The sequence below is a fragment of the Mucilaginibacter jinjuensis genome (assembly GCF_028596025.1).
GTDB classification, from domain to species: domain Bacteria; phylum Bacteroidota; class Bacteroidia; order Sphingobacteriales; family Sphingobacteriaceae; genus Mucilaginibacter; species Mucilaginibacter jinjuensis.
Window position 1 is genome coordinate 974,087 of sequence record NZ_CP117167.1, and the last position, 26,080, is coordinate 1,000,166.

Genomic DNA, 26,080 nt, shown 5'->3' on the forward strand with positions numbered 1-26,080 from the left:
TTACTCCGTTAAGAGATTGTTTGGTGACATGATGAGTGATGTATTTGTCGATACATCTGTTTCATTCGCCGATACATAATTGGAGTAGGGGTAAAGTGTGCTGAACTTGTCTTCATCAAAAATTAATTTTTAAGTATAACATTTGCGCTATGGAAAATCTGGATAAAAAAATTTTATTGCTCGACAGGGATAACGATATCCTTGGCATGGCACATGAAATCATGTTTTACGGCTATTCGGATATGCATATTACTTCTGATCCTGACGATGTATATAAAATAGCCAAAAACTACAGGCCCGACCTGGTTATACTTGATTTTGTGCTGGGCGACGAAAATTTTGAGGCCATTTGCCAGTTGTTTAAAAGCAATGATTTACTTAAAAATGTACCGGTAGTGGTGGTTTCTAAATTATATAACCGCGTTATTAATAATGAAACACGCGAAGAAAATACTGTGTTTATAAAGCCTGTTGATAACAAAGATTTTGCTACGCAAATTAGTTACATGATGGCATCTTAAATAGCTTTTCATAATAATAACAAATACGTATGGCCGTATACATGTAAATGTATACGGCTTTTTTATGTAATAAATTTTTGTTCGTCGATACAAAAAGCATGTACAGCGATACACTTTTAAATTGAAAAGCAAATTGCACAACTTTACTACAGAATTAATTATAGTTGAATTTAAATGGGCTTTCCGGGGATTGGTAATAACGCCTTTAGCGTGCTAACCTGTTTAAATGATACTCGCTAATTAAACAAACATCATCACCATGAAAAAAGTAGTTTATTGCTGTTTCGCATTATTGGCCCTCATTATCGGTTGGCTCTGGACACTGGGGTCGGGCAAATAAAAAAGGACGTACCGCGCTTGGTACATCCTTTATACATGTGGAGTTCTGATTGATTTACAACAGATTAATATCTTCCAGATGCTGTCCGAAACGGTAAGTTAAAGTGATTTCATTGGTGGAGTTGTTAAAGCCGCCAATATTGTTTGATGCTGTACCAAATTGGTAGCTATAACCTAAACGGAAGTTGGCAAACATGAAGCTTACAATACCCGCCATCTCATTATTGGTACGATAGTCGGCCCCCAAACCGAATACATTTTTAATGTACATGGTGGTAGAGAAATTGGCTACAAATGGAATGCCCTTGGTATAAGTTGCCAGGAATGCAGGCTTTACTTTAAAGTCTTTACCACCATCAATCAGGTAAGCACCTGAGAAATTATAGTGATTACGGAAGTAAGTATTATTCTGAATAGATGCTGTACCCAGCGAGGTGAAAGTCAACTCTGGTACTGCCACACCTAAAAAGTATTCATCAGAATAAAGCATTACCCCAAAACCGATATTGGGTTTATTCTGCCTCACATCATCACGAAACAGCGGGTCGTTAGAGTCCAATGATGAATAGTTGGCCACATAATTACGGATACCTGCATTAAGCGATACGCCCAGATGTGTTTTCTCGCTCAGGTTAATGCTCTTGGCAAAAAACGCATTAATCTCAGTTAAGTGTTCTACAGCAAACTGGTCGTTCATCACAACAAGCCCTGCCGAACCATTGATAGCTTCGATCGGCAAACTCCCGTTAAAAATAAAGGTAGTTGGTGAACCCTGTATCCCGGTCCACTGTTTACGCAGCAAAGCATTTAATGAGCCATTCTGATCCAGTAATGAATAAGCCGGGTTAAGGGGCGTTTGGTTATTCATATACTGGCTATAGGTAAAATCCTGCTGTGCAAAGGCTACAGAGCCAAAGCATAAGCTCAGTAGGCAAACCATTAGTGCCTTGGCGATATATTGGGTGATATTTTTCATCATTCGTTTTTTAGATAGTGATTAGTATTTCAATACAAAGTATCCGGTTTTGTGCCTTCCTTCGCCATTAACAGTGTATTCAACCAGGTAGAAATAAGTACCGGCCTGCATTAAAGCGCCTGTTATATTAGAGTGCCCGTCGAATGCCCTCGATAAATTGTCGTAATTGTTTATTTCGTAAATCTTTACACCGTTTCGGTTAATTAGCGTAACATGGTTGGTAGGATGCTCGCTTATGCCTTCGATAAACAGCACATCGTTTATGCCATCACCATTAGGCGACATAGCCTGGTGTACAATAATTTCCTGCCCGCTTGGGTCTTGTACATTGGCGCTTTGCATTACACTGGTAGCAGCATTGTAATTGGCGTTACCGGTTTGGCTGGCTGTGATATTTGCCACACCGATACTCACAGCGGTTAATGACTGGCTGTTAATAGCGGCTATTTTAGCATCACTGCTGGTGAAATTTACCGGCAGGCCAGAGCTTGCTGTAACAATGCTTAAATCGTAAGTTACACCGCGGTTTAGAGCTGGTATAGCATTAAAGCGGATAGTTTGGTTAGCCTTATTTACAATCAATGGCTGGGTTACACTTGCTGTTGCAAAGTAATTAGCATTGTCTGGCAGCGAAGCTGTAATATTTGCATTACCTGCGCCTGTAATATGAAGTTTGCCGTTAACAACGGTTGCAACTGCGGCATTATCGCTGGTGTAAGTAATAGCATCATTACCTGGTGCAGTAGCGCCACCGTCAAAATCAGCATCGCCATAAGTTTTAACCAATGGGTTGCTAAAGGTAATGCTTCGGGTTGCCTTAGTAATGGTTAAGGTACCAGGGGCATAGGTGAATTGGTAATTAACTGCTGCTCCACCAACAGGGTTTATAGTATATGTACCAACTGCTGTGTTAACTGTAGCGGCTGTACTTGCCGTAGCCAAGGTTGAAATAGCAGTTTGCGTATCGCCATTTACAAAGCCCGAATAAGTAACCGTGAAATCTGGATTAGCTGTACCATATACCCTTGTGCTATTGCCCGCAGTTGCAGTCAACGTGGCTTTGTTGATGGTAAATGTTCCGGTAACATAGTTGAAATCATAATTAGCCGCTGATCCTCCCGCAGGTGTAATTACATAAGTACCCGCGTTTGAGGCAACAGTAGCATCGGTACTTACAGTTGGCAAGCTTGTGAGATTGCTTGTGGTTTCATTATTAACAAAGCCACTGTATTTAATAGTAAATGCAGGGTTGGCAGTTCCGTAGGTTTTAGCCTGATTATCGGCAGTAACCGTAAGTACTTTTTTGGTAATGCTAAACACAGCACCGTTATAAGTTAACGTATAGTTGCCGTTTAATGCTAATGTACCCTGGTTAATGGCATAAGTGTTTACGTTTTCGCCTGCAGCCCGGGTTAATGCGCCGGTAAAGTTATCGCCTGCGGCTAAAGTGCCGGTATAAGTATAAGTTAACTGCGGATCAACGCTTCCATAAGCTTTGCTGCTGGCCACAGCAGTAATCGCTATTGCCACAGTGTTAATGGCTAACTGTTGCTGTACATTGGTTGCAGCAGCATAAGAACCATTACCGCTTTGTGATGCTATAATGTTTGTTGTGCCTGCACGAACAATATGCACCGTATTGCCGCTAATTGTAGCCACTGCTGTATTAGAACTGCTGTAACTAACCGGTAATCCCGATGAGCTGGTGGCTGATAAATTAAAGTCAGCATTGCCGTAGGTTTTTGCAATTAAGGCATCAAAACTTATAGTTTGACTTGCCTTGCCCACATTTAAAGTTTGTAAAACCGCTGTAGCTGCACTATAACTGGCATTGCCGCTTTGTGAGGCTGTAATAGTACTTGTGCCCACGCCAATAATGTGTACTGTATTGCCGCTTATAGTCGCAACAGCTGTATTAGAGCTGACATAGCTAACTGCCAATCCCGATGATGAAGTGGCTAACAGTGCAAAGTCGGCATCGCCAAATACTTTATCGGTAAGGGTGTTAAAAGTAATGGTTTGTGCTGCTTTGTTAACCGTAAGCGTTTGTACCACATCGGCAGCTGCATTATAATTAGCGCTACCGGCTTGCGAGCCTGTAATTGTAGCTGTTCCTGCACCCACAATGTGTAGGTTGCCATCAATAATAACAGCTACTGCGGTGTTGCCACTGCTGTAAGTAACCGGGATGGTAGCATTGGTGCTTGTAGCAGTGAGGCTGAAATCGGCATCGCCCAGAGTTTTAGCCGGTAGTGTAGTAAATGTTATGGTTTGATCTTGCTTGCCGACAGTGAGCGACCGGGTTACCGGGGTAGCTGCACCGTAAGTAGCATCGCCGGGTTGTGAAGCTGTAATACTGGCAGAACCACTGCTTAAAATAGTTACCGTATTGCCCGTAATAGTAGCTACAGCTGTATTAGAACTTACATAACTAACTGCTAATCCCGATGTTGCCGAGGCATTAAGGTCGAAGCTGGCATCGCCCAAAAACTTATTCGGCAAAGTATTGAAGGTAATGGTTTGGGATACTTTATTTACGGTTAATAATTGCTGAACCGGGGTAGCAGCGCTATAATTATCGTTACCAGCCTGTGTGGCTGTAATTGTAGCAGAGCCCGCGCCAACAACAGTAATAGTGTTGCCTGTTACAGTTGCCACACTATTGTCCGAGCTGCTGTAAGTAATACCCAATCCGGATGAGGTTGTTGCGGTTAGATCAAAATTGGCATCGCCCACAAACTTCGGTGCTAAACTATTAAATGCAATGGTTTGGTTAGCCTTGCCTACATTTAAGGTTTGCTGAACATTTGTGGCTGCGTTGTAATTATCGTTGCCACCTTGTGAAGCAGTAATAGTAGCTGATCCACCACCGACAATGGTTACAGTATTTCCGCTTACAGTTGCGACATTAAGATTAGAACTGGTGTAATTCACATACAGACCCGATGATGCTGTGGCCGAAAGGTTGAAGCCAGCATCGCCAAAAGTTTTACCTGGTAAGGTGTTGAAAGTAATTGTTTGATCGGCTTCGCCCACATTTAATGTTTGCTGAACCGGAGTAGCTTCACTATAGTTATCATTACCGCTTTGGGATGCCGTAATGATAGTACTGCCTGCACCAATTATGGTTACCGTATTACCGCTAACGCTTGCTACGGCAGGGTTAGAACTTAAGTATTCGACAGATAAACCGGATGATGCGCTTGCATTAAGATCAAAATCGGCATCGCCATAAGATTTGCCTGGCAGTGTATTGAAAGTTATAGCCTGGGTAGCCTTGCCAACGTTTAATGTTTGTTGAAGCGCAGTTGCCGCATTGTAATTATCATTACCATTTTGTGTAGCCGTAATAGTTGTACTACCCACGCCAATAATGGTAACTGTATTGCCGGTTACGGCAGCAACTGCCGGGTTCGAACTTGTATATGTTACCCCCAGGCCTGATGAGGCTGTAGCTGCGAGGTCGAAACCAGCATCGCCATAAGCTCTATCGGCAAGCGTATTAAATGTAATGGTTTGGTTAGCCTTGTTTACGGTTAATGTTTGCTGAATAGGTGTGGCAGCGTTGTAATTATTGCTACCAGCCTGTGATGCTGTTATAACGGTAGTACCGGTTCCTAAAATATGTACCGTATTGCCGCTAACCGTAGCCACCGATGGTGCCGAACTGGTATAAGTAACCACACCCGATGATGCATTGGCTGTTAGGTTAAAGTCGGCATCGCCATAAGTTTTGGCATTTAAAGGTGCAAAGCTAATTGTTTGGTCTACCTTGTTTACACTAAAGCTATTGGTAACCGAAACCGGATTGTAGAAACTATTACCAACCTGTGCTGCAATAATATTGGCAGTACCTGCACCCACAATAAACAGTGTGTTATTACTGGTGCCGCCAATGGTGGCAACGGCAGTATTATCGCTGCTGTAAGTAACCGGGATAGTACTATTAGTAGTTGTGGCATTTAATACTATGCCGCTTGGGTTATCGCCATAAGTTTTAGCCGGCAAGGCAGCGAAGGTGAGAATAGGTGTAGCCTTATTTATTACTAATTGGGCCGTAAGTGTTGCGCCGTTAAAAAGTGTGTTATCTGGGGTTGTTGCCGTAATATTGGCTGTACCCGGCGCAACAATATGTACCTGCCCGCTTACTATAGTTGCTACAGCAGGGTTGTCGCTGGTAAGTGTAACAGGCGCCCCCAGGGTAGCTGTTGCCGGGGTAAAGTTTGCAGTCCCGTAATCGCGCGGACTAAAATTAGATACGAAAGTAATTACCGGCGATGATTTTATTACGTTAATAGCAGTTGTAAGTGTTTGCCCTACATAAAAAGCATTATTGGGTGTGGTTGCGGTAATATTTGCCGTGCCGAGCCCTACTAAATGTACCTGATTGCTTACAATAGTTGCTACTGCGGGGTTATCACTTGTAAAGGTTATAGGAGCAGAGAATGTGGCTGTTGCAGGTGTGAAATTAATTGAAGTATATGGTTTGGGGTTTAAGCCTGCAATAAAAGATATAACAGGTGTGGCCTGGTTTATAGTGACCGTAGCAGATGCTGTTGTGCCGACATATAGATTATTGCTTGGTGTAGTAGCTGTTATGGTTACTGTGCCCACACCAATAATTTGTGCCGCATTACTGCTGCTTATAGATATAACATTGTTATTGCTGAGTGTATAGGTAATTGGCGCACCCAACGTTGCCGATGCAGGAGTAAAGTTGCCAGATCCATAAAATCGTGGGCTTAAATTGCTGGCGAAAGTAATAACAGGAGTACCCTGGCTTATGGTAAGTGTGGCTGATGCCGTTGTGCCCGAATACTGGCTGTTGTCTGATATAGTAGCCGTAATGGTGGTGGTGCCTAATCCTACAATGTGAACTTTTCCGCTAACAATTGTGGCTACCGATAAATTACTGCTTTGATAAGTGATAGGTACAGCGGGCGCTGCTGTTGCTGGTGCAAAGTCTGCAGTGCCATAAGCTTTAGGGCTTAGACCCGGGATAAAAGTTATTACCGGAGCTGATTTTGTAACCACCAGGGCCGAACTTGATGAAGTGCTGTTATATAAAGTGGTAGAACTGCCATCAACAGTTGCAGTAATGGTTGCTGTACCAAGCCCAACTAAATGCACCTGGTTGTTAACAATAGTTGCAACCGAGGCCTGCGATGGATCTATCGAGTAGGTGATGGGTAAAGCAGGGTTTGAAGAGGCCGGTGCAAAATCTGTTATTGTAAATGCTTTGGCATTTAAACCGGCAATGAAAGAAATAATAGGAGTTGCCTTAATTACATTTAGCGGTGTAACAGCGGTTGCGCTGTTGTATAAACCATTGCTGGTACTGCCATCAATAGTAGCTGTAATGTTAGCTGTACCTAAGTTTACAATATGTACCTGATTGTTGACAATAGTAGCCACAGCAGGGTTATCACTTGTAAAGGTTATAGGTTCAGATGGATTTGAAGTGGCAGGGGTAAAATTAACAGATGTATAGGGTTTGGCATTTAAGCCTGCAATAAAAGAAATTACCGGTGTAGCCTGGATTACTATAAGTGGTGTAGTAGCCGTAACGCTATTATACAAACCATTACTGCCACTACCATCAATAGTAGCTGTAATGTTAGCTGTACCCAAACCAACCAGGTGTATCTGGTTATTTACAATAGTAGCTACAGCCGGATTATCGCTGGTGAAAATAATTGGCACCACTGGATTGGCGGTAGCTGGTGTAAAGTTAGTTGTAGAATACTGTTTGGCATTTAACCCCGCAATAAATGAAATGATAGGTGTGGCTTGTGTAACTACCAACGGTGTTGACGCTGTTGTACCATTATACAAATCTCCCGGTGCTATAGTTGCGGTGATATTGGCAGTTCCGACACCAACAAGATGCACGAGGTTATTAACAATAGTGGCTACTGCAGGGTTGTCACTGGTATAAGTGATCGGTACTGCCGGGTTTGATGAAGCCGGTGTGAAGTCGGTGCTTGTGAATTGCTTTGCATTTAACCCGGCAATAAAGGAAATAACCGGGTTAGCCTTAACTACAGTTAATGGTGTACTGGCATTAATGCCGGTATACAAAGTGCTGGCATCTGTAGTGGCTGTTATATTGGCCGTACCCAAACCTATCAGGTGTATGTAATTGTTAATAATAGTTGCTACATCCGGGTTGTCACTTGTGAAAATTATTGGTATCGCCGGGTTAGCGGTGGCTGGCACAAAATCAGTTGTGCTAAATGGCCTGGCGTTTAATCCGGCAATAAATGATATAATAGGCGTGGCCTGTGTAACAGTTAGTGGCATTGTAGCCGATGTGCCGTTATACAATGTATTACTGCTACCATCCATAGTTGCTGTGATGTTAGCCGTACCCAGGCCAACTAAATGCACATTGTTGTTAATAATGGTTGCAACGGCGGGGTTATCGCTGCTAAATATAATAGGTAGTGCAGGGTTAGATGTTGCAGCTACAAAATCATTAGCGGTAAATGGTTTAGCATTTAGCCCGGCAATAAATGAAATAATTGGGGTCGCTTTTATTACGTTTAACTGAGTAGTTGCTGTAAAGCCCGGATATGCAGACGTACCTGCAACTGTAGCTGTAATATTGGCCGTACCGGTACTAACCAGGTGTACATTATTATTAATAATGGTGGCAACAGCCGGGTTGTCACTGTTAAATATTATCGGTACTGCAGGTGAGGTTGTTGCCGGTGCAAAATCAACAGTTGTAAATGGTTTAGCATTTAATCCTGCAATAAATGAAATAATCGGTGCCGATTGTACTACAGTTAATGCAGTGGTTTGTGTAACGCCGTTATACAAGCTTGTGTTCGTTATAGTAGCTGTAATATTGGCCGTACCTAATCCAACCAGGTGCACATTGTTATTAATGATAGTTGCCACCGCAGGATTATCACTGGTATAAATAATAGGCAACGCCGGGTTTGAAGAAGCTGGTGCAAAATCAGCCGAGGTAAACGGCTTGGCATTTAACCCCGCAACAAATGAAATGATGGGTGTAGCGGTAGTTACTGTTAATGCGGTGGTTGAAGTAGCCCCTGTATATAAAGTGCTACCGGCAATAGTAGCTGTAATATTAGCAGTTCCGGTACCTACTAAATGCACGTTGTTGTTAATTATAGTAGCAACAGCTGGGTTATCGCTTGTAAATATTATTGGCAGTGCAGGCGTTGCGCTTGCCGGTGTAAAATCTGCTGTTGTAAATGATTTGGCGTTTAAACCCGCAATAAAAGAAATAACGGGTGTAGCCTGCACTACGTTGAGTGCCGTAGATTGTACAACACCGCTATATAAGCTGGTGCCGGCAATGGTTGCCGTAATATTAGCTGTACCTAAACCAATCACATGCACATTGTTGTTGATGATGGTAGCCACCGCCGGGTTATCGCTGGTAAAAATGACCGGAACAGCCGGAGAAGTGGTTGCCGGTGCAAAATCGGTTGTTGTAAATGGTTTGGCATTTAGCCCGGCAATAAAAGAAATAATTGGGATTGCCTGCACTACGTTGAGTGCTGTAGATTGCACAACCCCACTATATAAACTGGTGCCTGCAATGGTAGCTGTAATATTAGCGGTACCTAAGCCAACCAAATGTACATTGTTATTAATGATGGTAGCTACCGCCGGGTTATCACTGGTAAAAATAATTGGAACGGCGGGTGAAGCCGTTGCTGCTGTAAAATCAGTGGCTGTAAATGGCTTGTTATTTAAACCGGCAATAAAAGAGATAATCGGCGTTGCCTGCACTACGTTGATTGCTGTTGTTTGTGTAACGCCATTATATAAATCGGTTCCGGCAATAGTGGCCGTAATATTGGCGGTACCTAAACCCACCAAATGTACATTGTTGTTAATAATGGTTGCTACTGCCGGGTTGTCGCTGGTGTAAATAATAGGCAGGGCAGGGCTCGAAGAAGCGGGCGCAAAATCTGTTGTGGTAAATGATTTAGCATTTAAACCTGCAATAAAGGAAATAATAGGCGTTGCTGTAACTACGTTTAATGCAGTTGTTGCCGTTGCACCACCGTATAAAGCACTGCCGGCAATAGTTGCGGCAATGTTAGTAGTACCGGTACCCACTAAATGCACGTTGTTATTAATAATGGTAGCTACCGCCGGGTTACTGCTTGTAAATATAATAGGTAAAGCTGGTGTAGCGGAGGCAGCAGTGAAATCGGATGTGGTAAATGGCTTGGCGTTTAACCCGGCAATAAAAGAAATAACGGGTGTAGCCTGCACTACGTTGAGTGCCGTAGATTGTACAACACCGCTATATAGGCTGGTGCCGGCAATGGTTGTCGTAATATTAGCTGTACCTAAACCAATCAAATGCACATTATTGTTGATGATGGTAGCTACAGTCGGATTATCGCTCGTATAAATGACCGGAACAGCCGGCGAAGTGGTTGCCGGTGCAAAATCGGTTGTTGTAAATGGTTTAGCATTTAAGCCAGTAATAAAAGAAATAATTGGGGTTGCCTGCACGACGTTGAGTGCTGTAGATTGCACAATCCCACTATATAAACTTGTACCTGCAATGTTAGCTGTAATGTTAGTCGTACCCAGGCCTACCAGATGTACATTGTTGTTAATGATCGTAGCCACTGCCGGGTTATCACTGGTAAAAATTATTGGTATTACAGGTGAGGTTGTTGCCGGCACAAAATCAACAGTTGTAAATGGCTTAGCATTTAAGCCGGCAATAAAAGAAATAACGGGTGTAGCCTGCACCACATTCATTGCCGTTGTTTGCGTAACGCTATTGTATAAGCTGGTACCCGCTATGGTAGCTGTGATGTTGGCTGTCCCTAATCCCACTAGGTGTACATTGTTATTAATGATGGTAGCTACCGCCGGGTTATCACTGGTGTAGATAATAGGTACTGCCGGGTTTGAAGATGCTGGTGCAAAATCAACAGAGGTAAACGGCTTGGTATTTAACCCCGCAATAAATGAAATAATTGGTGTAGCGGTAGTTACGGTTAGGGCAGACGTTGACGTAGCTCCCGTATATAAAGCATTCCCGGTAATTGTAGCCGTTATTGTAGTAGTTCCGGCGCCAACAAGGTGTACATTATTGTTGATAATAGTTGCTACATCTAAATTGCTACTGGTAAAAGTAATCGGCACAACCGGGTTAGATGTTGCCGGGTTAAAATCGGTTGTCGAAAAAGCTTTGCTGTTTAACCCTGGAATAAAGGAAATAATCGGCGTAGCCTGCACTACATTTAGTGCTGTTGTTTGCGTTGCGCCATTATATAAATCTGTGCCGGTAACTACGGCTGTAATGTTTGCCACCCCGATACCAACGATGTGTACATTATTATTAATGATGGTAGCAACTGCTGGATTGTCGCTGGTATAAATAACAGGCACTGCGGGTGTAATTGTAGCCGGTGCAAAATCAGTCGTTGTAAATGGCTTGACATTTAAACCACTAATGAAAGTAATAGCTGGTGTAGCTTTAATCACATTAAGTACTACAGTTTGGTTTGCGCCGGTATAAAGGTCTGTGCCGGTAGTAGTAGCAGTAATGGTGGCTGAGCCAATAGCCACAAGATGTACTCTATTATTGATGATAGTGGCAACAGCTGGATTGTCGGAATTGTAAACAACAGGTACCGCTGGCGAGACTGTCGCTGGTATAATATCTGTTGATGTATATGGTTTTGCACTTAAATCTAAAAAGGTGATAACAGGAGTCGAGGGAACAACGGTAAGCGCGGTAGTCCGGCTTGTGCCATTGTATAGGTCGGTACCTGTTATTGTAGCTGTAATATTAGCCGTACCTGCACTAACCAAGTGTACATTATTGTTAATAATTGTAGCAACCGCAGGGTTATCACTGGTAAAAATAACGGGCACAGCAGGTGTGATTGTAGCTGGTGCGAAGTCTGTAGTAGTAAATGCTTTAGCATTTAACCCCGTGATAAAAGCAATTGCCGGCGTAGATTTTTGAACAACAAGCGCTGTGCTAACGCTTGTAGCTGCATATTGCGGGCTTGGCGCAATTGAGGCGGTAATATTAACTGTTCCGGTACTAATAAGGTGTACTTTATTGTTAATAATAGTAGCCACATTAGCATTGTCTGTGGTGTAAATAATTGATGCTCCAAGGGTAGCCGTGGCAGGTAAAAAATCTGTTGTGGTGTAGGCTTGAGGACTTAAATTGCTAATAAAGGTAATAGCAGGGCTTGCCTGAACTACGGTTAGTGTTGCGGTTGTTGTAATAGCACTAAACTGGCTGTTTGCACCCTGTGTTACAGTAATAGTAGAAGAACCGAGACCTATAATATGCACTCTGCCATTAACAATAGTAGCTACCGACGCGTCGCTGCTGTTGAAAGTTATAGGTGCTGATGAATTGGATGTGGCGGGCACAAAATCGGCACTACCATAAGGTTTGCCTGCTAATGTATTGCTAAAGCTAATAGTAGGTGTAGCCAGGTAGGGATTTTCAATGGATAGGCCAAACGTATTGCGTGTCGAAAAAATATTAGCATGTGCGCTATAAACGGACATCATTGCAACTGCAATAAAGAAGACAATACAGAAATTAGGGCGCGTAAAAGTTTTGACCATAAGACAATAGTTTAAGTTCTTATAATCCAACCCAGGAAATATGTTTACGTAGATGTAATTGATAGAATAAGCGCTATATCATTCTGCCTTTCTTAGAATTGATTTTATCTTTTTATAACTTTCTGATTGGGGGATCGTATAAATCAAAAACGATTAGTGATTTATAACCAAAAAGCTGATCGATAAAGATCATAAACAAATATTTAGCACTTATGCATAGTATAGTTCAGTAAATGAGCTATAACTTATTTGTTACAAAGTTAATACTAAAAAAAACAAAGTATCTACACTTTGCTGAGTTTGTATTGTCTGAAAAAACCTCCGTTTCTAATTTTAATCAGCTGTTTTTACTTTGTAACTAAAATGTTACAAATTGAACTTTCTTTTAGGTTAATTTTTTATTTTTTGTTAAATTCAATTTGGTGTTTGGGCAATTAATCCAAACTTCTATATTTGCACCTCGCTGAAGTTAAAATATTAACATCGGCCCATGTGGCGAAATTGGTAAACGTTGCGGTCTCAGAAGCCGTTGAGAATTGTCTCTTGAGAGTTCGAGTCTCTCCGTGGGCACAAACAAAAAACAAAAAGGTTAATAAATTTATTAACCTTTTTTGTTAATCCCTGCCCAGGTGGCGAAATTGGTAGACGCACCATCTTGAGGGGGTGGCATTCGCAAGGATGTACGAGTTCGAATCTCGTTCTGGGCACGATTATAAATTCAACTGGTATAAAATAAAAATTCATTACTCCTGAATTTTTATTTTAAGCTGATAATATCACTCGATAATATATACCCCGTCGCTCCAGTTTAAGATATTGTTTTGGGCTTTGGCAACCTCCTGAGCTATTAATACCCCAAGGTTATGTAAAAATGCGTTCTGGATATTTGTATCCATGCTCTGAATAATCTTGATAGCAGAGGCTGTAATTTCATCCGGGTTTTTTGATTCAGAAATTACCTTTACTAATCTTAAACTCGTTAATATATCCGGAAGCTTTTGATTTAACCATGTCTTTATTTTATCATCAATATTACCTGGTATCAATGTGGTTATAATGCCTGCAATGGGCGAATCTGTAAGTGTTTTAATACTTTGTGTAATGGCAACTGCAACCTGTGCAGCTAACTATAATTCGGCAGGTAGTTTATCAAAAATACTTTTTATATCGGCCCATATCCGGGACAAAAATGATGTTAAACTCATTTGATCTCAGTGTTGTTTTTTTTGTGATTGAATATATTTCAGATCATCAATCTGCTGTTGTAGCGGATTAACGTGGTCTTCCAGAATTTTTATCTAATATCGTTAACGCGATTTGGGTATCGAGCCAACAAAGCTCGTTGCACATCTTTTGCGGGATTCTGATAATGGGGTTCATATAATTTAGTTTTGAGTTTAGTAATGATAGAATGAGTGAATAGAATCAATTTTGAATGATAGAATGAGTGAGTAGGAATAATGGTAATGAGGCCTTTTATTTACTCATTCTATCATCCACTCCTTCACTCATTAAACAGGGGCTTCCAATCCGGCAGATATTTACGGATAGCCATAATTTCCTCATGGTATTTATTACATACTTGCTGATGGGCCAGTAAGCGCAAGTAAAAATCTTCATCAGGGTTTTGTGGGCTTGATTGAATTTTGCTTTGATTTTGGTTACCGGCTTCGCTAAAAACTGAGTGTACAATATGCATAATGGCTATTCTGTATTTTAATTATATAAGCGTCAATAATTTTATGCATCTTTAAATGATATTACAAAACAATACAAAGATATTTCTGTAAATAAAGAATATTAGGTAAATATATTTATTAACATTATGGAAGAGGCTAAAGCAAGCAAGATTAAGAACGTTCGCCCGGAGACGCTTGAATTTATAATAATGTATAATCAAGTGCGTGGAAAGGCATTTAATGGCAATGCCGAATTGGCCGAAATATTAGGCTTTAACTCGCCAAGCTCAATTACAGAAATAATAAAGAGCCGCCAAAATATAGATCCAGAAAAATTCAGAACTTTTAAAGAATATTTTAAAGAATATTTAGGCGGGGAGAAGCCGGCCGTAGTGGAAAAGAAAGCTGAAGCCAAAGTTTTTGAAGGTATCCCGATGTATGAGGTTACCGCAACGGCCTCGGGTGTGGAGGTTTATAACGATTTGAATGATGCTGCCCCGGTTGGTTACATGAACTTCCCCGGTATTGAGGAGTGCGATTTTGCCTTGCCGGTTTGGGGGCACTCCATGTACCCTTACCTCGAGAATGGCTGCTGGGTTGCGCTCAAAATTATCCACGATAAAAAGATTTTACCCGGTGAGGTATACTATATAGAATGGGGCGACTACCGCATGTACAAACGCCTGCTGATTGGCGACAGCGACGACGAGGTGATTGCCCACTCTGACAATACCACCGAGATGATTGGCAGCCGCCTGAAGTATGCTCCATTTGTCATTAAAAAGTCGGAGATTAAGAAGTTGTGCCTAGTAAAGGACATCCATAAAAAGCACAATCACTAAAACTTTTGGGAGTAATTATTTGACAATTCACTTGCATGGAAAATATTACTAATATTAGTAATATTACACGTACCAATTGCCTGGTTTTGAGTTTGAATTTTTACTTCCACATTGTTTAATTAATGGACTATAACATTGTACTTATTTGTGCCGTTTTTCTTGGCGCACTGGCGCTGATCATTAATTCTGTCAGAAACAAAGCAGTCCATAAAGTTATTGCGGAGAATAAGGATACACCTCCTTTGTTTCTGCAAAGAACGGTAGATAATAAGCTGCGTACCATACAGCATGCCCTGCGCCAAACAGTAACCGGCGATTTGGGCGATGATCTGCAACTTGCCAAAATCAATAATTCGCGTATTGCCCTGGGTGCAGAACTGGAGGAGCTTACCACCAATTACCGCGGCAAAAAAATTACCCTTAAGGCTTATGACCATAAGCTGGATATTATCCTCCAAAAATTAAATCAGGATGTAATTTATTAACCGATAAGGCTTTTCACCAGGTTGCTGAGCAGTTCGATATCGAAGGGTTTGGCAACGTAAGCATCGGCACCACATTTGCCTGCAATGCTCTCGATTGATTGGGCGGCCGAGATCAGGATTACCGGGATGTGTTTAAGTTCGTCGTCGTTTTTTACGCGCAGGCAAAGTTCACTGCCTTTTACGCTGGGCAATAATTCATCCATCAGGATTAAGCCCGGGTTAATATTTTTCAAATTATCAATTGATGTTCCATCGTCACATGATATTACTTCGTACCCGTCATCGGTCAAAATAATATTGAGCACTTCTAAAATATCCTTATTGTCCTCTATTACTAAAATTTTCAAAATGGGGCCTAATTAACTGATTTAGCGACCCGCAAATATAGTAATTATATTATTATGATAAAAATTATCATATTGTTAAAAAATAAAGCCCTGGCGATAGGTATTTTCTTTTCAAAATCTAATACTTGTTAAATATTACCTTGATAAGCCAAAATATCATAATATTGCCTGCAAATACGGCTGCTCAAAAAGCGCTGATAAAATAACCCATTACTGGATATGACAGACGATGCAATAGTTAAGCGAATGAAAGTGATTGTAAAAGATCACGGCGGGCAACTGGCCTTAGCCAACGCTATTGGGGTTGATCAGGGTTTTATCAGCAAAATTGTAAACCAGAAGCAGGAGATGAGCTACTACCTTATCCGTAAGCTATGCTTCCAACTTAAATATTCGCCCGAGTGGTTGATACTGGGCACAGGCGATAAAAAGATCAGCAAACCAGAATCGGCCAAACTGATTACCGAAATCCAGATGCTGCGTACCGAGGTCGATATTCTGCATGCCCGTATGCGTGCCTACGAACTGGAGCTGAAAGAACTGCGCGGGCATGGGTTCGGCGAGCAGCAAAAAGCAGGCTGATAGCCCGATACTTACACCACCTTCTTCTTCAAGGTAATCACCGTAACTTCTGGCCAAATACCAACCCTGCCCGAAAACGCCAGGAAGCCGAAACCCCGGTTTACATATAAGTAGCGGCCGTTGTTTTGCGCCAGGCCGGCCCAGTCTACATAGCGGTATTGTACGGGGCTCCATCTTATGCCTGCCACCTCAACGCCAAATTGTGCGCCGTGCGTATGACCGGCCAGGGTTAAATGTATTTTGTTGGAGTTGTAGCGTACTTTCTCTTCCCAATGAGTAGGATCATGCGAGAGTAGAATCTTAAAGGCATTAGGATCTACGCCCTGTAGAGCCTTGTCGAGGTCGCCAATCTGGATAAAACCTTTGCCCCAGTTTTGCACGCCGATGAGGGAAAGCTTTTGTCCACCTTTTTCTAGCACCACATTTTCATCCAGCAATAAACGGTAGCCTAAAGCTTTATGGTGCTGTTTCAGGGTTTCGAGGTTCTGGGCTTTTTCGGCTTCGCTGTTCCATTGTATATAGTCGCCATAATCATGGTTGCCCAAAATGGAGTACTGCCCAAAAGGTGCTTTCAGCTGATTGAACATGTTCATATAAGGTTCTATCTCCCAGGCGGCATTGTTCACCAAATCGCCGGTAAAAACAAACAGATCAGATTTTTGGGCTTTAGCCAGATCAATGCCCCGTTGCACGGCTGCTTTATTATCAAAGCTTCCCGAATGGATGTCCGATAACTGCGTAATGGTAAAACCATCGAACGCATCAGGTAAATCATCATAATAAATGGTTTCGCGATGTACCTTATAATCATACTTACCCTTAAACATGCCATACAAAAAGCCGGTGAACGGAAAGGCTGCCAGTAATAAGGCCAGTTCGCTGATGAATTTACGACGATCGGGAAAGTAAGGATGGGTATGCTGCCCCACCGGTTTACTACTGTTGGTAACAATGCCACTTATAAACCGGCCGAGATCGCCCAAAGACAGCACTATAATAAATACCAGTTTGGTGACAAAGAAAGTGAGGAACAAGCTCAGCATCCACTCGTGAAAGGGTGTCATTCCCTTGGCGGTACGCAGGCTACTTATACCTAGCAAAAACACAAACATTACACCTACAGAAATAAGCAGGTAGCCATAAGTTGCCGCAATCTGTGCAGGGCGGGGCCAGCCGATGCTCAGGGTTTTTAGTCCCGAAAATACGTACCAGTCGAACAGCAAGCTGATGCCTGCGATAATGAAAAAGAATGTTAAAAAGCCGCTGTTGTGCATTGATGTATTTAAATTTTTATTACCGTGTTATTTATATGGGCCTGAGCGTTGGGTTCCCCTCTCGAGAGGGGAACCCACCTAATTTATTAATTTCTACCCCTTATTAACGTTGCTGCAAATTGCACCGGCTTAGTATTCCCCTAATTTAGGGGAAGGCAATGACAGTGCTATCACTTCTAACATTAATAAGGGGTATTATCATTCGCATTCTATTCCGCAATGTTCATTGGGGCAGAGGGGAATTAAAATCAAATTGCCACAAGCTCCTAAATGTTTTAAGTTACAAACCACAAGATAAATAAATGGCACAACATTGATCAAGCATCGAAATATTAAATGTTATTTTTGCCGCTTCATGGATACACTTAAAAATAAATACGATAGCATCATATTTGACCTCGACGGCACACTTTGGGATTCGACCGCTAATGTGGCCGAAGCATGGCAGGCCGTTAAACAACAGGTAAATTATATTAAAGATGATGTAACTGTTGCACACGTAGCTTCTATTGTAGGGTTAACTTACGATGCCATTTTCGAAAAATTGTTCCCATATCTGACTACCGAACAACGTAATGAGTTTAAAGGCCTCGCTGCCATAAGCGAACTGGAAACCCTGAACCGTACAGGAGGCATTTGGTACCCTTATTTGCTGGAAACCTTGAAAGACCTGGCTACGCGCTACAAACTATTTATTGTGAGCAATTGCCAGAGCGGTTATATCGAAACTTTTTTAAAGATGGATGGCCTCGATGGTTTGTTCATCGGCCACCAATGTTACGGCACCAAAACCCAGCCTAAATGGCAAAACATTGTAGATGTGGTGAATGACTACGACCTGAAAGCCCCCGTTTACGTAGGCGATACCATGGGCGATTATGAAGCCAGTGTAAAAGCCGGTGTTCCTTTCATTTTTGCGGCTTATGGCTTCGGTGTGGTGAAAGAAGATCAGGTGGCTACCATCAACGAATTCGTTGAACTGAAAAATATTTTATAACATCCTCATTGTTAATCCAAAATAAGTCATAGCTTTATTAAAAGTCATTTTAGTGTCATCTGTGTGGCACTCAAATTGCTCTAATAATGTAAAGGGGGCTTATTATGGAGAAGGTGTTTACATTCAGGGGCTTTAGTATAATGCTGTTGCTGATGCTGTGCGCAGGTAATGGCATCGCCACCACAACAAACTGCGACCAGATTATTGGTATGTGGATGGCGAACGAGAAAAATATTGTAGTACAGGTGTACAAGGATGGGGACAGTTTTAAAGCCTCGATTGTATGGTTTGACGACAGTGATGATAAAACCCGCCCAATGGATGTACGCCTCGACTATAAAAACCCCGATAAAAGTTTACGCACCCGGAAAGTTTTAGGCATGCAGGTGCTTAAAAACCTGGAGTATAACCAATCATCAAACTCGTGGGAAAATGGTGTTATTTATGACGCCAAAAACGGCCACGAGTGGAACTCATGCGCCAGCATTGATAAAGACGGCATGCTTAAAGTAACAGGTTACTGGCACTTTAAGTTTATAGGCAAGAGCATGAAGTTTAGCCGCGTAACATCAACAGAAAGATTACTGACCAGCCGGTAGAACAAATACCGAATAAAATAGAAAAACCCTTCAAAATACTTGAAGGGCTTTTCTATTTTATTAAATCCGCCTACAGATTAATATCTGTGGTATGGACGATGATAAGGGTGATGATAGTAATGAGCATGATGATACGGGCGATGGTAATACCTGTGATGTACAGGATGGCCTGTTCTAATTACCAGGCTTTGTGCCTGCGTTGTGCTGGCAGCGGCAACCAGCAGGGTAAATGCTATTGAGGTTGCGGCTAATAGTTTTTTAATGTTTTTCATGGTTGTAAATACTTCAATTTGTATATTGTTAAACCTTATGTTAATGATAAGGTTTAAAATATTTACTAAGGGTTAAAGCCCAAACACCCTTAATAAGCCCTGAAAGTTTGATAGGAGTTAGCCAGCGCTGTTTTTAGCGGGATCCTTTTTTTGTAAAAAGATTATTACTTGTGCTGATGAAAAGGGAATATGGTTATTGGTTTATCATAAATCCCAATCTCGGGGTCTTTTTGTTTAGCTGCTGTAATGTAAGTTGACAGAATTGAAACAACATCATCAGGCGATGGCACGCTATCAGATGGTTTAACTGTGCATGTTTCTGAGTGTGCGATAGAAAAATAAAATAGAAGTGTTTTATAATTTTTAGCCAACCCCGGAACCTGATAACCCACTAAAAAATTAAGCGACTTATTAAATGTAAAGCCCGGTACATAGCTATTGTTATAATCGTGCACGCACTCGTATGAAGTTATTTTGTTCTGCTTGTCGAGGTTCACTTTTACAATAGCATAAATCCAATCGCACTGGTCCCTCAATTCTTCCGGCGCTTTAAAGTTTCGAAACATAAATGATGTAAAATCATTTGTGGATTGAGCCGATGTATTAGTTACTAAACTTGTAAGTAATACTAAAAAGATAAGGTGTTTTTTCATATTCCCGAGCATAAATGGCCTTGACGTTTGTTTTTATAAGTATCAGAGTGTCTCAGCGGAACCTCTCGGAGAAACCCTGCTGAGGCAGAGGTGATTTGATCTTTTTCATATTGATATTATTAAAATAAAGAAAAATACTTCATCTGTGTATGTTTTACACCAATCTTTAGTTTTCCTACATCAAATAGCTTATTATACTTGTGTGTAAATTATTTAATATAATATTTTGACCATTGCCTGCTTATTGAGTTTTGTGTAATGATTGATGTTTGCATTCAAATAACTAATTTGCCTGCATGGACTCAACCTTCTTTAAACTCTTCGCCGATATTCCCGTAAAGGAAATTGCACCCGGTTATTTCTCAAAACTAATCCACATGGCAAACAATACCATTAATTTTATTGATGTAACTACCGATAGTGTAGTGGGCAATCATCAGCACGTGCACGAGCAATTATCTTTTGTGCTGGAAGGGCAGTTTGAACTCACAATCGATGGCAATGTGCAGGTGCTGGATAAAGGAATGTATGCAGTTATTCCATCCAATATATGGCATAGTGGGAGGGCAATTACCGATTGTAAGTTGATTGATGTTTTTAGCCCGGTGCGGGAAGACTATAGAAAGTTGTAACCTGAGTTTATTTTTTTAACCTAAGCCTAAACCATGATTAAAAGATTTCTAATCTTAATGCTGCTAAGTATAGTGATGCTTAGCGCAAAGTGTAAAAAAGATGATCCCAATGGGCTACCTACCGCAACTCAAAATGGCAGTAATATTTTTGGTGCCTTTGTTAACGGGCAAATATTTGTTCCGGGCGGGCCATCATTTTCAACGTTCGAAAAGCTCTCAGCTGTTTATGCCCCGGTATTTACCTATTACCAATTAAATATAAGGGCATCAAATATAGAAAGTATCGGTGGAAGCATTATTTTTAATTGTGATAGCCTTAATTTAAAGACAGGCGATCAGTTTCCATTAGTGGCGGGTGGTAGTAAAAGAGGTATTTCTGCAAGATATGTTTATAGTACAGCTGATTATACCGTAGTTGCCCCGCTAACCGGAACAATTACTTTTACGAAGGTAGATAAGTTAGCCAAAATATTATCAGGTACTTTTAGTTTTGATGCTGTAGATAGCAAAGGTGAAAAAGTATCTGTTACTGACGGGCGTTTCGATTTGACTTATCATTGATACTAAAGATCACCGCTTCAACAGGATAACGCTCACCCTGGCGCAAGTATGCAGCGGTAGGATGCGGGGGAGCGTACTTGTGTCATATAAGATTTATTAGTCCTGATGGGTTTAACCCTATAACTGCACTATCAACTGCCGGTTATGAATACGTTTCTAAAACCATGTCAGAACTGCAGGCGCTTATTAACCAGTATATTATTACGGAGGAATACGAGAAATGTGCTGTGATCCGCGACGAGATTTCGAAGCGGTTGCAATAGCAGATTGAAGCAAATAATTGGTATTTCAAGCTTTTTCTACCCCTTATTAATGTTAGAGGTGGTAGTACTGTCATTCTCGTTTCAGCAGGGTCTCTCGGAGAGGACCCTGCGCGTAAGGACAGGTTTGCGATTATCTGAATCTACTTTACTTAAACAGGAAGTATAACGCAGGGGCCTCTCCGAGAGACCCTGCTGCGACAAAGTATTTCAAGCTTTTTCTACCCCTTATTAATGTTAGGCGTGGTAGCACTGTCATTGCATTCCCCTAATTTAGGGGAACACTACTGCTTGTGCAGTTTGCAAAAGCGTTAATAAGGGGTAGAATTTAAGTAGACCAGACTTTAAATAGGTTGGATTTTTATTTTAAACAGCCGGTTAAAATTTAACCAGTTGTTTATTTTTGTCGCATGTCTATTTCTATTGCTACAGTTACCGATACCGAAGAACTAACCGCGCTGGTAAACAGCGCTTACCGCGGCGAAAGCTCTAAACAAGGCTGGACCACCGAATCGAGCCTGCTGGATGGAAACCGAATTGACGATGAGTTTATGCTGAGTTACCTGCAGGATGAAAATGTAACCATCCTGAAACACGTTAACGATGAGGAACTGATTACCGGCTGTGTATACCTCGAAACAAAAGGCGATAAGCTATACCTCGGTATGCTCACCGTTTCGCCGGTAGAGCAGGGTAAGGGTATAGGTAAACTTCTTTTGGCCGAAGCTGATGAGTATGCCCGCGATAAAAACCTCGAAGCTATAACCATTACCGTAATAACCACTCGCCACGAACTGATTGCCTGGTATGAAAGGCACGGCTACCAACAAACCGGCGAACTTAGGCCATTCCATGTGGACCCAAGGTTTGGTATCCCGAAAGCACCAATTGAGCTTTTGGTAATGGAAAAATCAATTATGTAATTATTTTGTTAAGATTAAAAGGTTTCAAATCCGACTGTGAATTGTTTTCGTAGTAAAAAACTAATAATACAATTCTGACCCTATGAAATATTTAATCTATATGAGTTCGGCGACTCAATTAATGAGCAATGACGAATTGCTGGAACTTTTAAAAGTGAGCCGCGAAAATAATACGAAGAAAAACCTGACTGGTATGCTGCTTTACGGCGAAGGTGCATTTGTGCAAGTGCTGGAAGGTGAAGACGAAACGGTTGATTCGACCTACGATATTATCAAAGCAGACCCGCGCCATAAGAGTATCATCCAGATCATTAGCGGTAAACTGGAGAAGCGAAATTTCCCCGAATGGTCTATGGGTTTTAAGGCAGTTGACCGTAAAATTGCGGAAGAATTTACAGGGTTTATAGATATCCGTAACGATGGGTTGCTGATTGAGGATGAAAAGCACCCTGCCATTATTGTGCTCAAAACTTTTGCGGATGCTAATAACCTTGCTTAACTAAACCGAGGCGATATTTCCCGCTTCGATATAAATGCGTTTAATATCCGGAAACTGGGTACGGATATTACGCTCCAACCGGCGGATAACATGGCTTACCTCGCTGCCCGATATTTCCCTGAACTGTACATCCAACGCAAGCAGGATTTCATTGGGCGCCATTTGCATGGTTAATGGCCTGCGCACGTGCTGTACGTCAGGGTCGGCCAGCACCAGGTTGCAAATACCGTCAACCATTTCAGATCGCGCACTTTCGCCAATCAGCAGGTCGCGGCTTTCTATCACCATAATGATGGCTACAAAGGCCAATACCAAACCAATGATGAGCGAGGCCGCGCCATCAAACAACGGGTTATTAAGGTAATGGCCCAAAAACACGCCCAAAAACGCAATGATCAAGCCGAGTAAAGCAGCCGCATCTTCATAAATCACCGCAAATGATGCCGGGTCTTTACTTTTACGTAACTCCTTCCAGAAACTGCCATTTCCTTTTTCTTTGTTGAAATTGCGTACCGCCAATACAAACGATGCACCTTCGAACAAAAATGCGCCACCCAATACTACGTAGTTCCATAATGGGTTGCCCAATGGCTCGGGGTGCTGCAGGTGGGCAATGCCTTCGTAAATAGACATGCCGCCACCCAGCCCAAATATCAGTATAGATACAATAAGCGACCAGAAGTAAACCTCTTTACCATGCCCAAAGGGGTGCTCATCATCCGCAGGACGTTTACTGCGGCTAATGCCAAGTAATATCAACAGCCCGTTCCCGGCATCAACCGTACTATGGATCGCCTCCGAAAGCATAGCCGAACTACCGCTAACGGTCGCCGCCACAAATTTTAAAACTGCTATCCCCGTGTTTGCTGCCAGCGCCCCGTATACTGATGATTTAGATTCGGCCATAATAGTAGGGTAACAACAGGGGCGCAGAAAGGTTGTGGATAATTCACGTCATTGCGAGGTACGAAGCAATCTCAAACCGATTCGCACTATCTTCAATAACGCAAATCCATTTTCCATTAGGAAAGGCAGTGTGCGATATTTATCGTCAGTGGATGTACTTTTTCTTTTTCCGCAAAAGAAAAAGTACCAAAAAGAAAACTCGTGGCTGCTCAATTTTCTATTAAAGGGTGTGGTGAGGCTAATGTTGTACTATCCGAAAATTAAGATGCCACAATTGTTGGGTATTCGGGGTTCATCACAGCAGTTTTACAATTTTATACATCTTGTCATTGCGAGCGATAGCGTGGACAACCGACCATAGGGAGCTCATTAATATCGATGAAAAACAAATACATCATTAATAATCTCGTCGTTAGCATATCCGATCTGTATAGCTACGAGATTGCTTTGTTCCTCGCAATGACAGTAATGTGTGAATAAATCCGAAATCGAAATTCCGAACCCCGAAATCAATCTACTTCTCCAGATACTTAATAATCGCCATTAAATCTTCTTCACCCAAACCACTATCCATAGCCGCTTTATAAGTTTGGTAAACAGGACCTGCTAATGGCGAATCAATGCCTTGCTCTGTAGCCAGGCGCAAATCTTTAGTGATATGTTTAAGCGCAAATGCCGCCGGGAATTCGTTCTTTAATATCGGAGCGGTTTTTAATTTGGTAATACCGCTGCCAACTGCGCCTTCGTTAACAATGGTAAGCATGTTTTCTGTACTGATGCCATTGGCCTTGGCAAACAAAACGGTTTCGGCAAGGCCTTGCAGGGTTACGGCTAAAAAGTAATTGATAGCCAGTTTAGCTGCGCTGCCTGAACCTGCTGCGCCGTTGTTTACGGTGAGCTTGCCCATCACATCAAACAGGGGTTGGGCGCGTTCAATATCGTTGGGTTCGCCGCCTGCCAGGAAAATAAGGGTGCCATCCTGCGCGGGTTTTACACTGCCCGATACCGGGGCATCAACAAATTCAGCGCCTTTGGTTTTGCAGCTTTCGTAGATAAACTGAGAAGTTGCAGGGGCTATGGTACTAATGTTGATGAAGAGTTTGCCGGCAACATCGCCGTGCAGTAAGCCATTTTCGCTATTGAAAATCTCTTTAACGGCATTATCATCCGATACCATCACCAGTACAATGTCGCTTACAGATGAAAGCTCTGTTGGCGAATCTGCCGATGTTGCACCGGCTTCAATAACTTCCTGCGCTTTCTCTTTGGTGCGGTTATATACGGTTACCGGGTACCCGGCTTTCAGTAAATTTTTAACCATGGGTGTGCCCATGTTGCCTAAGCCGGCCCAGCCTAATTTAGTGTTGCTCATAGTAATGCATAATTACAGTTTAATGCTGTTTTTTGCAATTAAACATCAACAGTTTCACCTATAGGTTTTATGTTGATGAATTTGATGCCCTTTGCATCGGAATGCCTGGCGTAATTCTCATAACGCTGATTCAGGAAAAACTCTTTGGCAAAGCCATCGTGTACAGGCAATATGCGTTTAGGTTGCAGACGGTCGGCAAAATCGGCTATTTTAAGCTCGGTGCAAAAGGGTGCCATGGTAGGTAATATCACCAGTTCGATGCCTTTGTGTTCAAGCAACTTTTCTTCGAACGAATCAACCGGGTGCAAAACTTTCTCGTTGATTACAAAGGCAGTCATTTCGGGGGTTGGGTTATCCAGCAAAGGTTCGTGAATAACAGAAATAGCTTTTAGGTTAAACGGGCCGACGCTTAAGTCACCTTCGCTAATCACTTCGGCATGTAGCCCAAGCTTCTCTGTTTCGGCTGCTACCTGTTTGTTGGTATACAGTTTGGCTCCGCTGAGTTCGATGACCTTTTTCAGGTTTTCGGGGTCGAAATGATCGGGGTGGATGTGGGTGATAATTACCGCATCCACTTCTTTAAACATATCGGGAGTAACAATTCCCTCGGCAAAGGAAAAGGTGCCGGGATCGAACAAAAGCTTAAAGCCATCCTGCTCAAAAACAAGGCAGGAGTGCAGGTATTTAGATATTTTCATAGTGGTAGAATTTATGCAGGATTTAACCCGCAGTTAAAGAAAAAGTTTCCCTGTGCGA

Annotated in this window: 20 protein-coding genes and 2 tRNA genes; 12 read left to right on the forward strand and 10 right to left on the reverse strand. The window is 42.0% G+C overall.

The features are described 5' to 3' along the window. Positions 1–149 precede the first annotated feature (149 nt). On the forward strand, positions 150–521 hold the full coding sequence (locus PQO05_RS04495) for a PleD family two-component system response regulator (RefSeq protein WP_273631464.1): 372 nt from the start codon (positions 150–152) through the stop codon (positions 519–521). A 394-nt stretch (positions 522–915) separates the two neighbouring features. Here PQO05_RS04495 and PQO05_RS04500 read toward each other — a convergent pair whose 3' ends face one another. Both PQO05_RS04500 and PQO05_RS04505 read right to left on the reverse strand, forming a co-directional pair. Further along, complete coding sequence (locus PQO05_RS04500) at positions 916–1,839, reverse strand: PorP/SprF family type IX secretion system membrane protein (protein ID WP_273631465.1); 924 nt, start codon at positions 1,837–1,839, stop codon at positions 916–918. An 18-nt stretch (positions 1,840–1,857) separates the two neighbouring features. Next, positions 1,858–12,441 carry an MBG domain-containing protein gene (locus PQO05_RS04505; protein WP_273631466.1) on the reverse strand — a complete coding sequence of 3,528 codons (10,584 nt, stop codon included), beginning with the start codon at positions 12,439–12,441 and terminating at the stop codon, positions 1,858–1,860. Positions 12,442–12,927: 486 nt separating this feature from the next. Between PQO05_RS04505 and PQO05_RS04510 the strand changes: the two genes are divergently transcribed. Then, positions 12,928–13,011: transfer RNA gene (locus PQO05_RS04510), tRNA-Leu, on the forward strand. Between the two features lie 53 nt (positions 13,012–13,064). Beyond that, positions 13,065–13,148: transfer RNA gene (locus PQO05_RS04515), tRNA-Leu, on the forward strand. 797 nt (positions 13,149–13,945) lie between these two features. On the opposite strand, the gene PQO05_RS04520 is transcribed toward PQO05_RS04515, so the two are convergent. Continuing rightward, complete coding sequence (locus tag PQO05_RS04520) at positions 13,946–14,140, reverse strand: hypothetical protein (protein WP_273631467.1); 195 nt, start codon at positions 14,138–14,140, stop codon at positions 13,946–13,948. A gap of 126 nt (positions 14,141–14,266) precedes the next feature. On the opposite strand from PQO05_RS04520, the gene PQO05_RS04525 reads away from it, so the two are divergent. Then, on the forward strand, positions 14,267–14,962 hold the full coding sequence (locus PQO05_RS04525) for a S24 family peptidase (RefSeq protein WP_273631468.1): 696 nt from the start codon (positions 14,267–14,269) through the stop codon (positions 14,960–14,962). A gap of 122 nt (positions 14,963–15,084) precedes the next feature. Further along, positions 15,085–15,447, forward strand: a complete 363-nt coding sequence (locus PQO05_RS04530) for a hypothetical protein (protein WP_273631469.1) — start codon at positions 15,085–15,087, stop codon at positions 15,445–15,447. Here PQO05_RS04530 and PQO05_RS04535 read toward each other — a convergent pair. Then, the gene (locus PQO05_RS04535) at positions 15,444–15,794 is read right to left on the reverse strand and encodes a response regulator (RefSeq protein WP_273631470.1); all 351 of its coding nucleotides are present in this window, start codon (positions 15,792–15,794) and stop codon (positions 15,444–15,446) included. The two genes, PQO05_RS04530 and PQO05_RS04535, sit on opposite strands and share 4 nt — an antisense overlap. A 219-nt stretch (positions 15,795–16,013) precedes the next feature. Here PQO05_RS04535 and PQO05_RS04540 point away from each other — a divergent pair, with 219 nt between their 5' ends. Beyond that, positions 16,014–16,376, forward strand: coding sequence for a helix-turn-helix domain-containing protein (locus tag PQO05_RS04540; RefSeq protein ID WP_273631471.1), 363 nt, complete (start codon positions 16,014–16,016; stop codon positions 16,374–16,376). Positions 16,377–16,387: 11 nt separating this feature from the next. Here the strand turns inward: PQO05_RS04540 and PQO05_RS04545 are convergent, their stop codons facing one another. Beyond that, entirely contained in the window at positions 16,388–17,650 is a 1,263-nt protein-coding gene (locus tag PQO05_RS04545) for a metallophosphoesterase (protein WP_273631472.1), read from the reverse strand. Positions 17,651–18,005: 355 nt separating this feature from the next. Between PQO05_RS04545 and PQO05_RS04550 the strand changes: the two genes are divergently transcribed. Together PQO05_RS04550 and PQO05_RS04555 are read left to right on the forward strand one after the other, a co-directional pair. After that, positions 18,006–18,647 carry an HAD family hydrolase gene (locus PQO05_RS04550; RefSeq protein ID WP_273631473.1) on the forward strand — a complete coding sequence of 214 codons (642 nt, stop codon included), beginning with the start codon at positions 18,006–18,008 and terminating at the stop codon, positions 18,645–18,647. Between the two features lie 104 nt (positions 18,648–18,751). Beyond that, complete coding sequence (locus tag PQO05_RS04555) at positions 18,752–19,246, forward strand: DUF2147 domain-containing protein (RefSeq protein ID WP_273631474.1); 495 nt, start codon at positions 18,752–18,754, stop codon at positions 19,244–19,246. 77 nt (positions 19,247–19,323) lie between these two features. Here the strand turns inward: PQO05_RS04555 and PQO05_RS04560 are convergent, their stop codons facing one another. Together PQO05_RS04560 and PQO05_RS04565 are read right to left on the reverse strand one after the other, a co-directional pair. Beyond that, positions 19,324–19,518, reverse strand: coding sequence for a hypothetical protein (locus PQO05_RS04560; RefSeq protein ID WP_273631475.1), 195 nt, complete (start codon positions 19,516–19,518; stop codon positions 19,324–19,326). A gap of 164 nt (positions 19,519–19,682) precedes the next feature. Continuing rightward, the gene (locus PQO05_RS04565) at positions 19,683–20,171 is read right to left on the reverse strand and encodes a hypothetical protein (protein WP_273631476.1); all 489 of its coding nucleotides are present in this window, start codon (positions 20,169–20,171) and stop codon (positions 19,683–19,685) included. A gap of 296 nt (positions 20,172–20,467) precedes the next feature. On the opposite strand from PQO05_RS04565, the gene PQO05_RS04570 reads away from it, so the two are divergent. The 4 genes from PQO05_RS04570 to PQO05_RS04585 all read left to right on the forward strand — a co-directional run bounded on the left by PQO05_RS04570 (position 20,468) and on the right by PQO05_RS04585 (position 23,046). Further along, entirely contained in the window at positions 20,468–20,803 is a 336-nt protein-coding gene (locus PQO05_RS04570; RefSeq protein ID WP_273631477.1) for a cupin domain-containing protein, read from the forward strand. A gap of 33 nt (positions 20,804–20,836) precedes the next feature. Next, positions 20,837–21,364, forward strand: a complete 528-nt coding sequence (locus PQO05_RS04575; protein ID WP_273631479.1) for a Riean_0653 family protein — start codon at positions 20,837–20,839, stop codon at positions 21,362–21,364. Positions 21,365–22,034: 670 nt separating this feature from the next. Continuing rightward, a complete protein-coding gene (locus PQO05_RS04580) occupies positions 22,035–22,547 on the forward strand; it encodes a GNAT family N-acetyltransferase (RefSeq protein ID WP_273631480.1) in 513 nt (170 codons plus the stop codon). An 82-nt stretch (positions 22,548–22,629) separates the two neighbouring features. Then, complete coding sequence (locus PQO05_RS04585; protein WP_273631483.1) at positions 22,630–23,046, forward strand: BLUF domain-containing protein; 417 nt, start codon at positions 22,630–22,632, stop codon at positions 23,044–23,046. On the opposite strand, the gene PQO05_RS04590 is transcribed toward PQO05_RS04585, so the two are convergent. The 3 genes from PQO05_RS04590 to PQO05_RS04600 form a co-directional block, all read right to left on the reverse strand. Continuing rightward, on the reverse strand, positions 23,047–23,952 hold the full coding sequence (locus PQO05_RS04590; RefSeq protein ID WP_273631484.1) for a cation diffusion facilitator family transporter: 906 nt from the start codon (positions 23,950–23,952) through the stop codon (positions 23,047–23,049). A 514-nt stretch (positions 23,953–24,466) separates the two neighbouring features. After that, positions 24,467–25,324, reverse strand: coding sequence for an NAD(P)-dependent oxidoreductase (locus tag PQO05_RS04595; protein WP_273631485.1), 858 nt, complete (start codon positions 25,322–25,324; stop codon positions 24,467–24,469). A 38-nt stretch (positions 25,325–25,362) separates the two neighbouring features. Then, a complete protein-coding gene (locus PQO05_RS04600) occupies positions 25,363–26,022 on the reverse strand; it encodes an MBL fold metallo-hydrolase (protein WP_273631486.1) in 660 nt (219 codons plus the stop codon). Positions 26,023–26,080 lie beyond the last annotated feature (58 nt).

Coding starts and splice junctions, on each gene's coding strand:
- PQO05_RS04495 (WP_273631464.1), top strand. CDS start 150: ATGGAAAATCTGGATAAAAAAATTTTATTGCTCGACAGGGATAACGAT.
- PQO05_RS04500 (WP_273631465.1), bottom strand. CDS start 1,839: ATGATGAAAAATATCACCCAATATATCGCCAAGGCACTAATGGTTTGC.
- PQO05_RS04505 (WP_273631466.1), bottom strand. CDS start 12,441: ATGGTCAAAACTTTTACGCGCCCTAATTTCTGTATTGTCTTCTTTATT.
- PQO05_RS04520 (WP_273631467.1), bottom strand. CDS start 14,140: ATGCATATTGTACACTCAGTTTTTAGCGAAGCCGGTAACCAAAATCAA.
- PQO05_RS04525 (WP_273631468.1), top strand. CDS start 14,267: ATGGAAGAGGCTAAAGCAAGCAAGATTAAGAACGTTCGCCCGGAGACG.
- PQO05_RS04530 (WP_273631469.1), top strand. CDS start 15,085: ATGGACTATAACATTGTACTTATTTGTGCCGTTTTTCTTGGCGCACTG.
- PQO05_RS04540 (WP_273631471.1), top strand. CDS start 16,014: ATGACAGACGATGCAATAGTTAAGCGAATGAAAGTGATTGTAAAAGAT.
- PQO05_RS04545 (WP_273631472.1), bottom strand. CDS start 17,650: ATGCACAACAGCGGCTTTTTAACATTCTTTTTCATTATCGCAGGCATC.
- PQO05_RS04550 (WP_273631473.1), top strand. CDS start 18,006: ATGGATACACTTAAAAATAAATACGATAGCATCATATTTGACCTCGAC.
- PQO05_RS04555 (WP_273631474.1), top strand. CDS start 18,752: ATGGAGAAGGTGTTTACATTCAGGGGCTTTAGTATAATGCTGTTGCTG.
- PQO05_RS04560 (WP_273631475.1), bottom strand. CDS start 19,518: ATGAAAAACATTAAAAAACTATTAGCCGCAACCTCAATAGCATTTACC.
- PQO05_RS04565 (WP_273631476.1), bottom strand. CDS start 20,171: ATGAAAAAACACCTTATCTTTTTAGTATTACTTACAAGTTTAGTAACT.
- PQO05_RS04570 (WP_273631477.1), top strand. CDS start 20,468: ATGGACTCAACCTTCTTTAAACTCTTCGCCGATATTCCCGTAAAGGAA.
- PQO05_RS04575 (WP_273631479.1), top strand. CDS start 20,837: ATGATTAAAAGATTTCTAATCTTAATGCTGCTAAGTATAGTGATGCTT.
- PQO05_RS04580 (WP_273631480.1), top strand. CDS start 22,035: ATGTCTATTTCTATTGCTACAGTTACCGATACCGAAGAACTAACCGCG.
- PQO05_RS04585 (WP_273631483.1), top strand. CDS start 22,630: ATGAAATATTTAATCTATATGAGTTCGGCGACTCAATTAATGAGCAAT.
- PQO05_RS04590 (WP_273631484.1), bottom strand. CDS start 23,952: ATGGCCGAATCTAAATCATCAGTATACGGGGCGCTGGCAGCAAACACG.
- PQO05_RS04595 (WP_273631485.1), bottom strand. CDS start 25,324: ATGAGCAACACTAAATTAGGCTGGGCCGGCTTAGGCAACATGGGCACA.
- PQO05_RS04600 (WP_273631486.1), bottom strand. CDS start 26,022: ATGAAAATATCTAAATACCTGCACTCCTGCCTTGTTTTTGAGCAGGAT.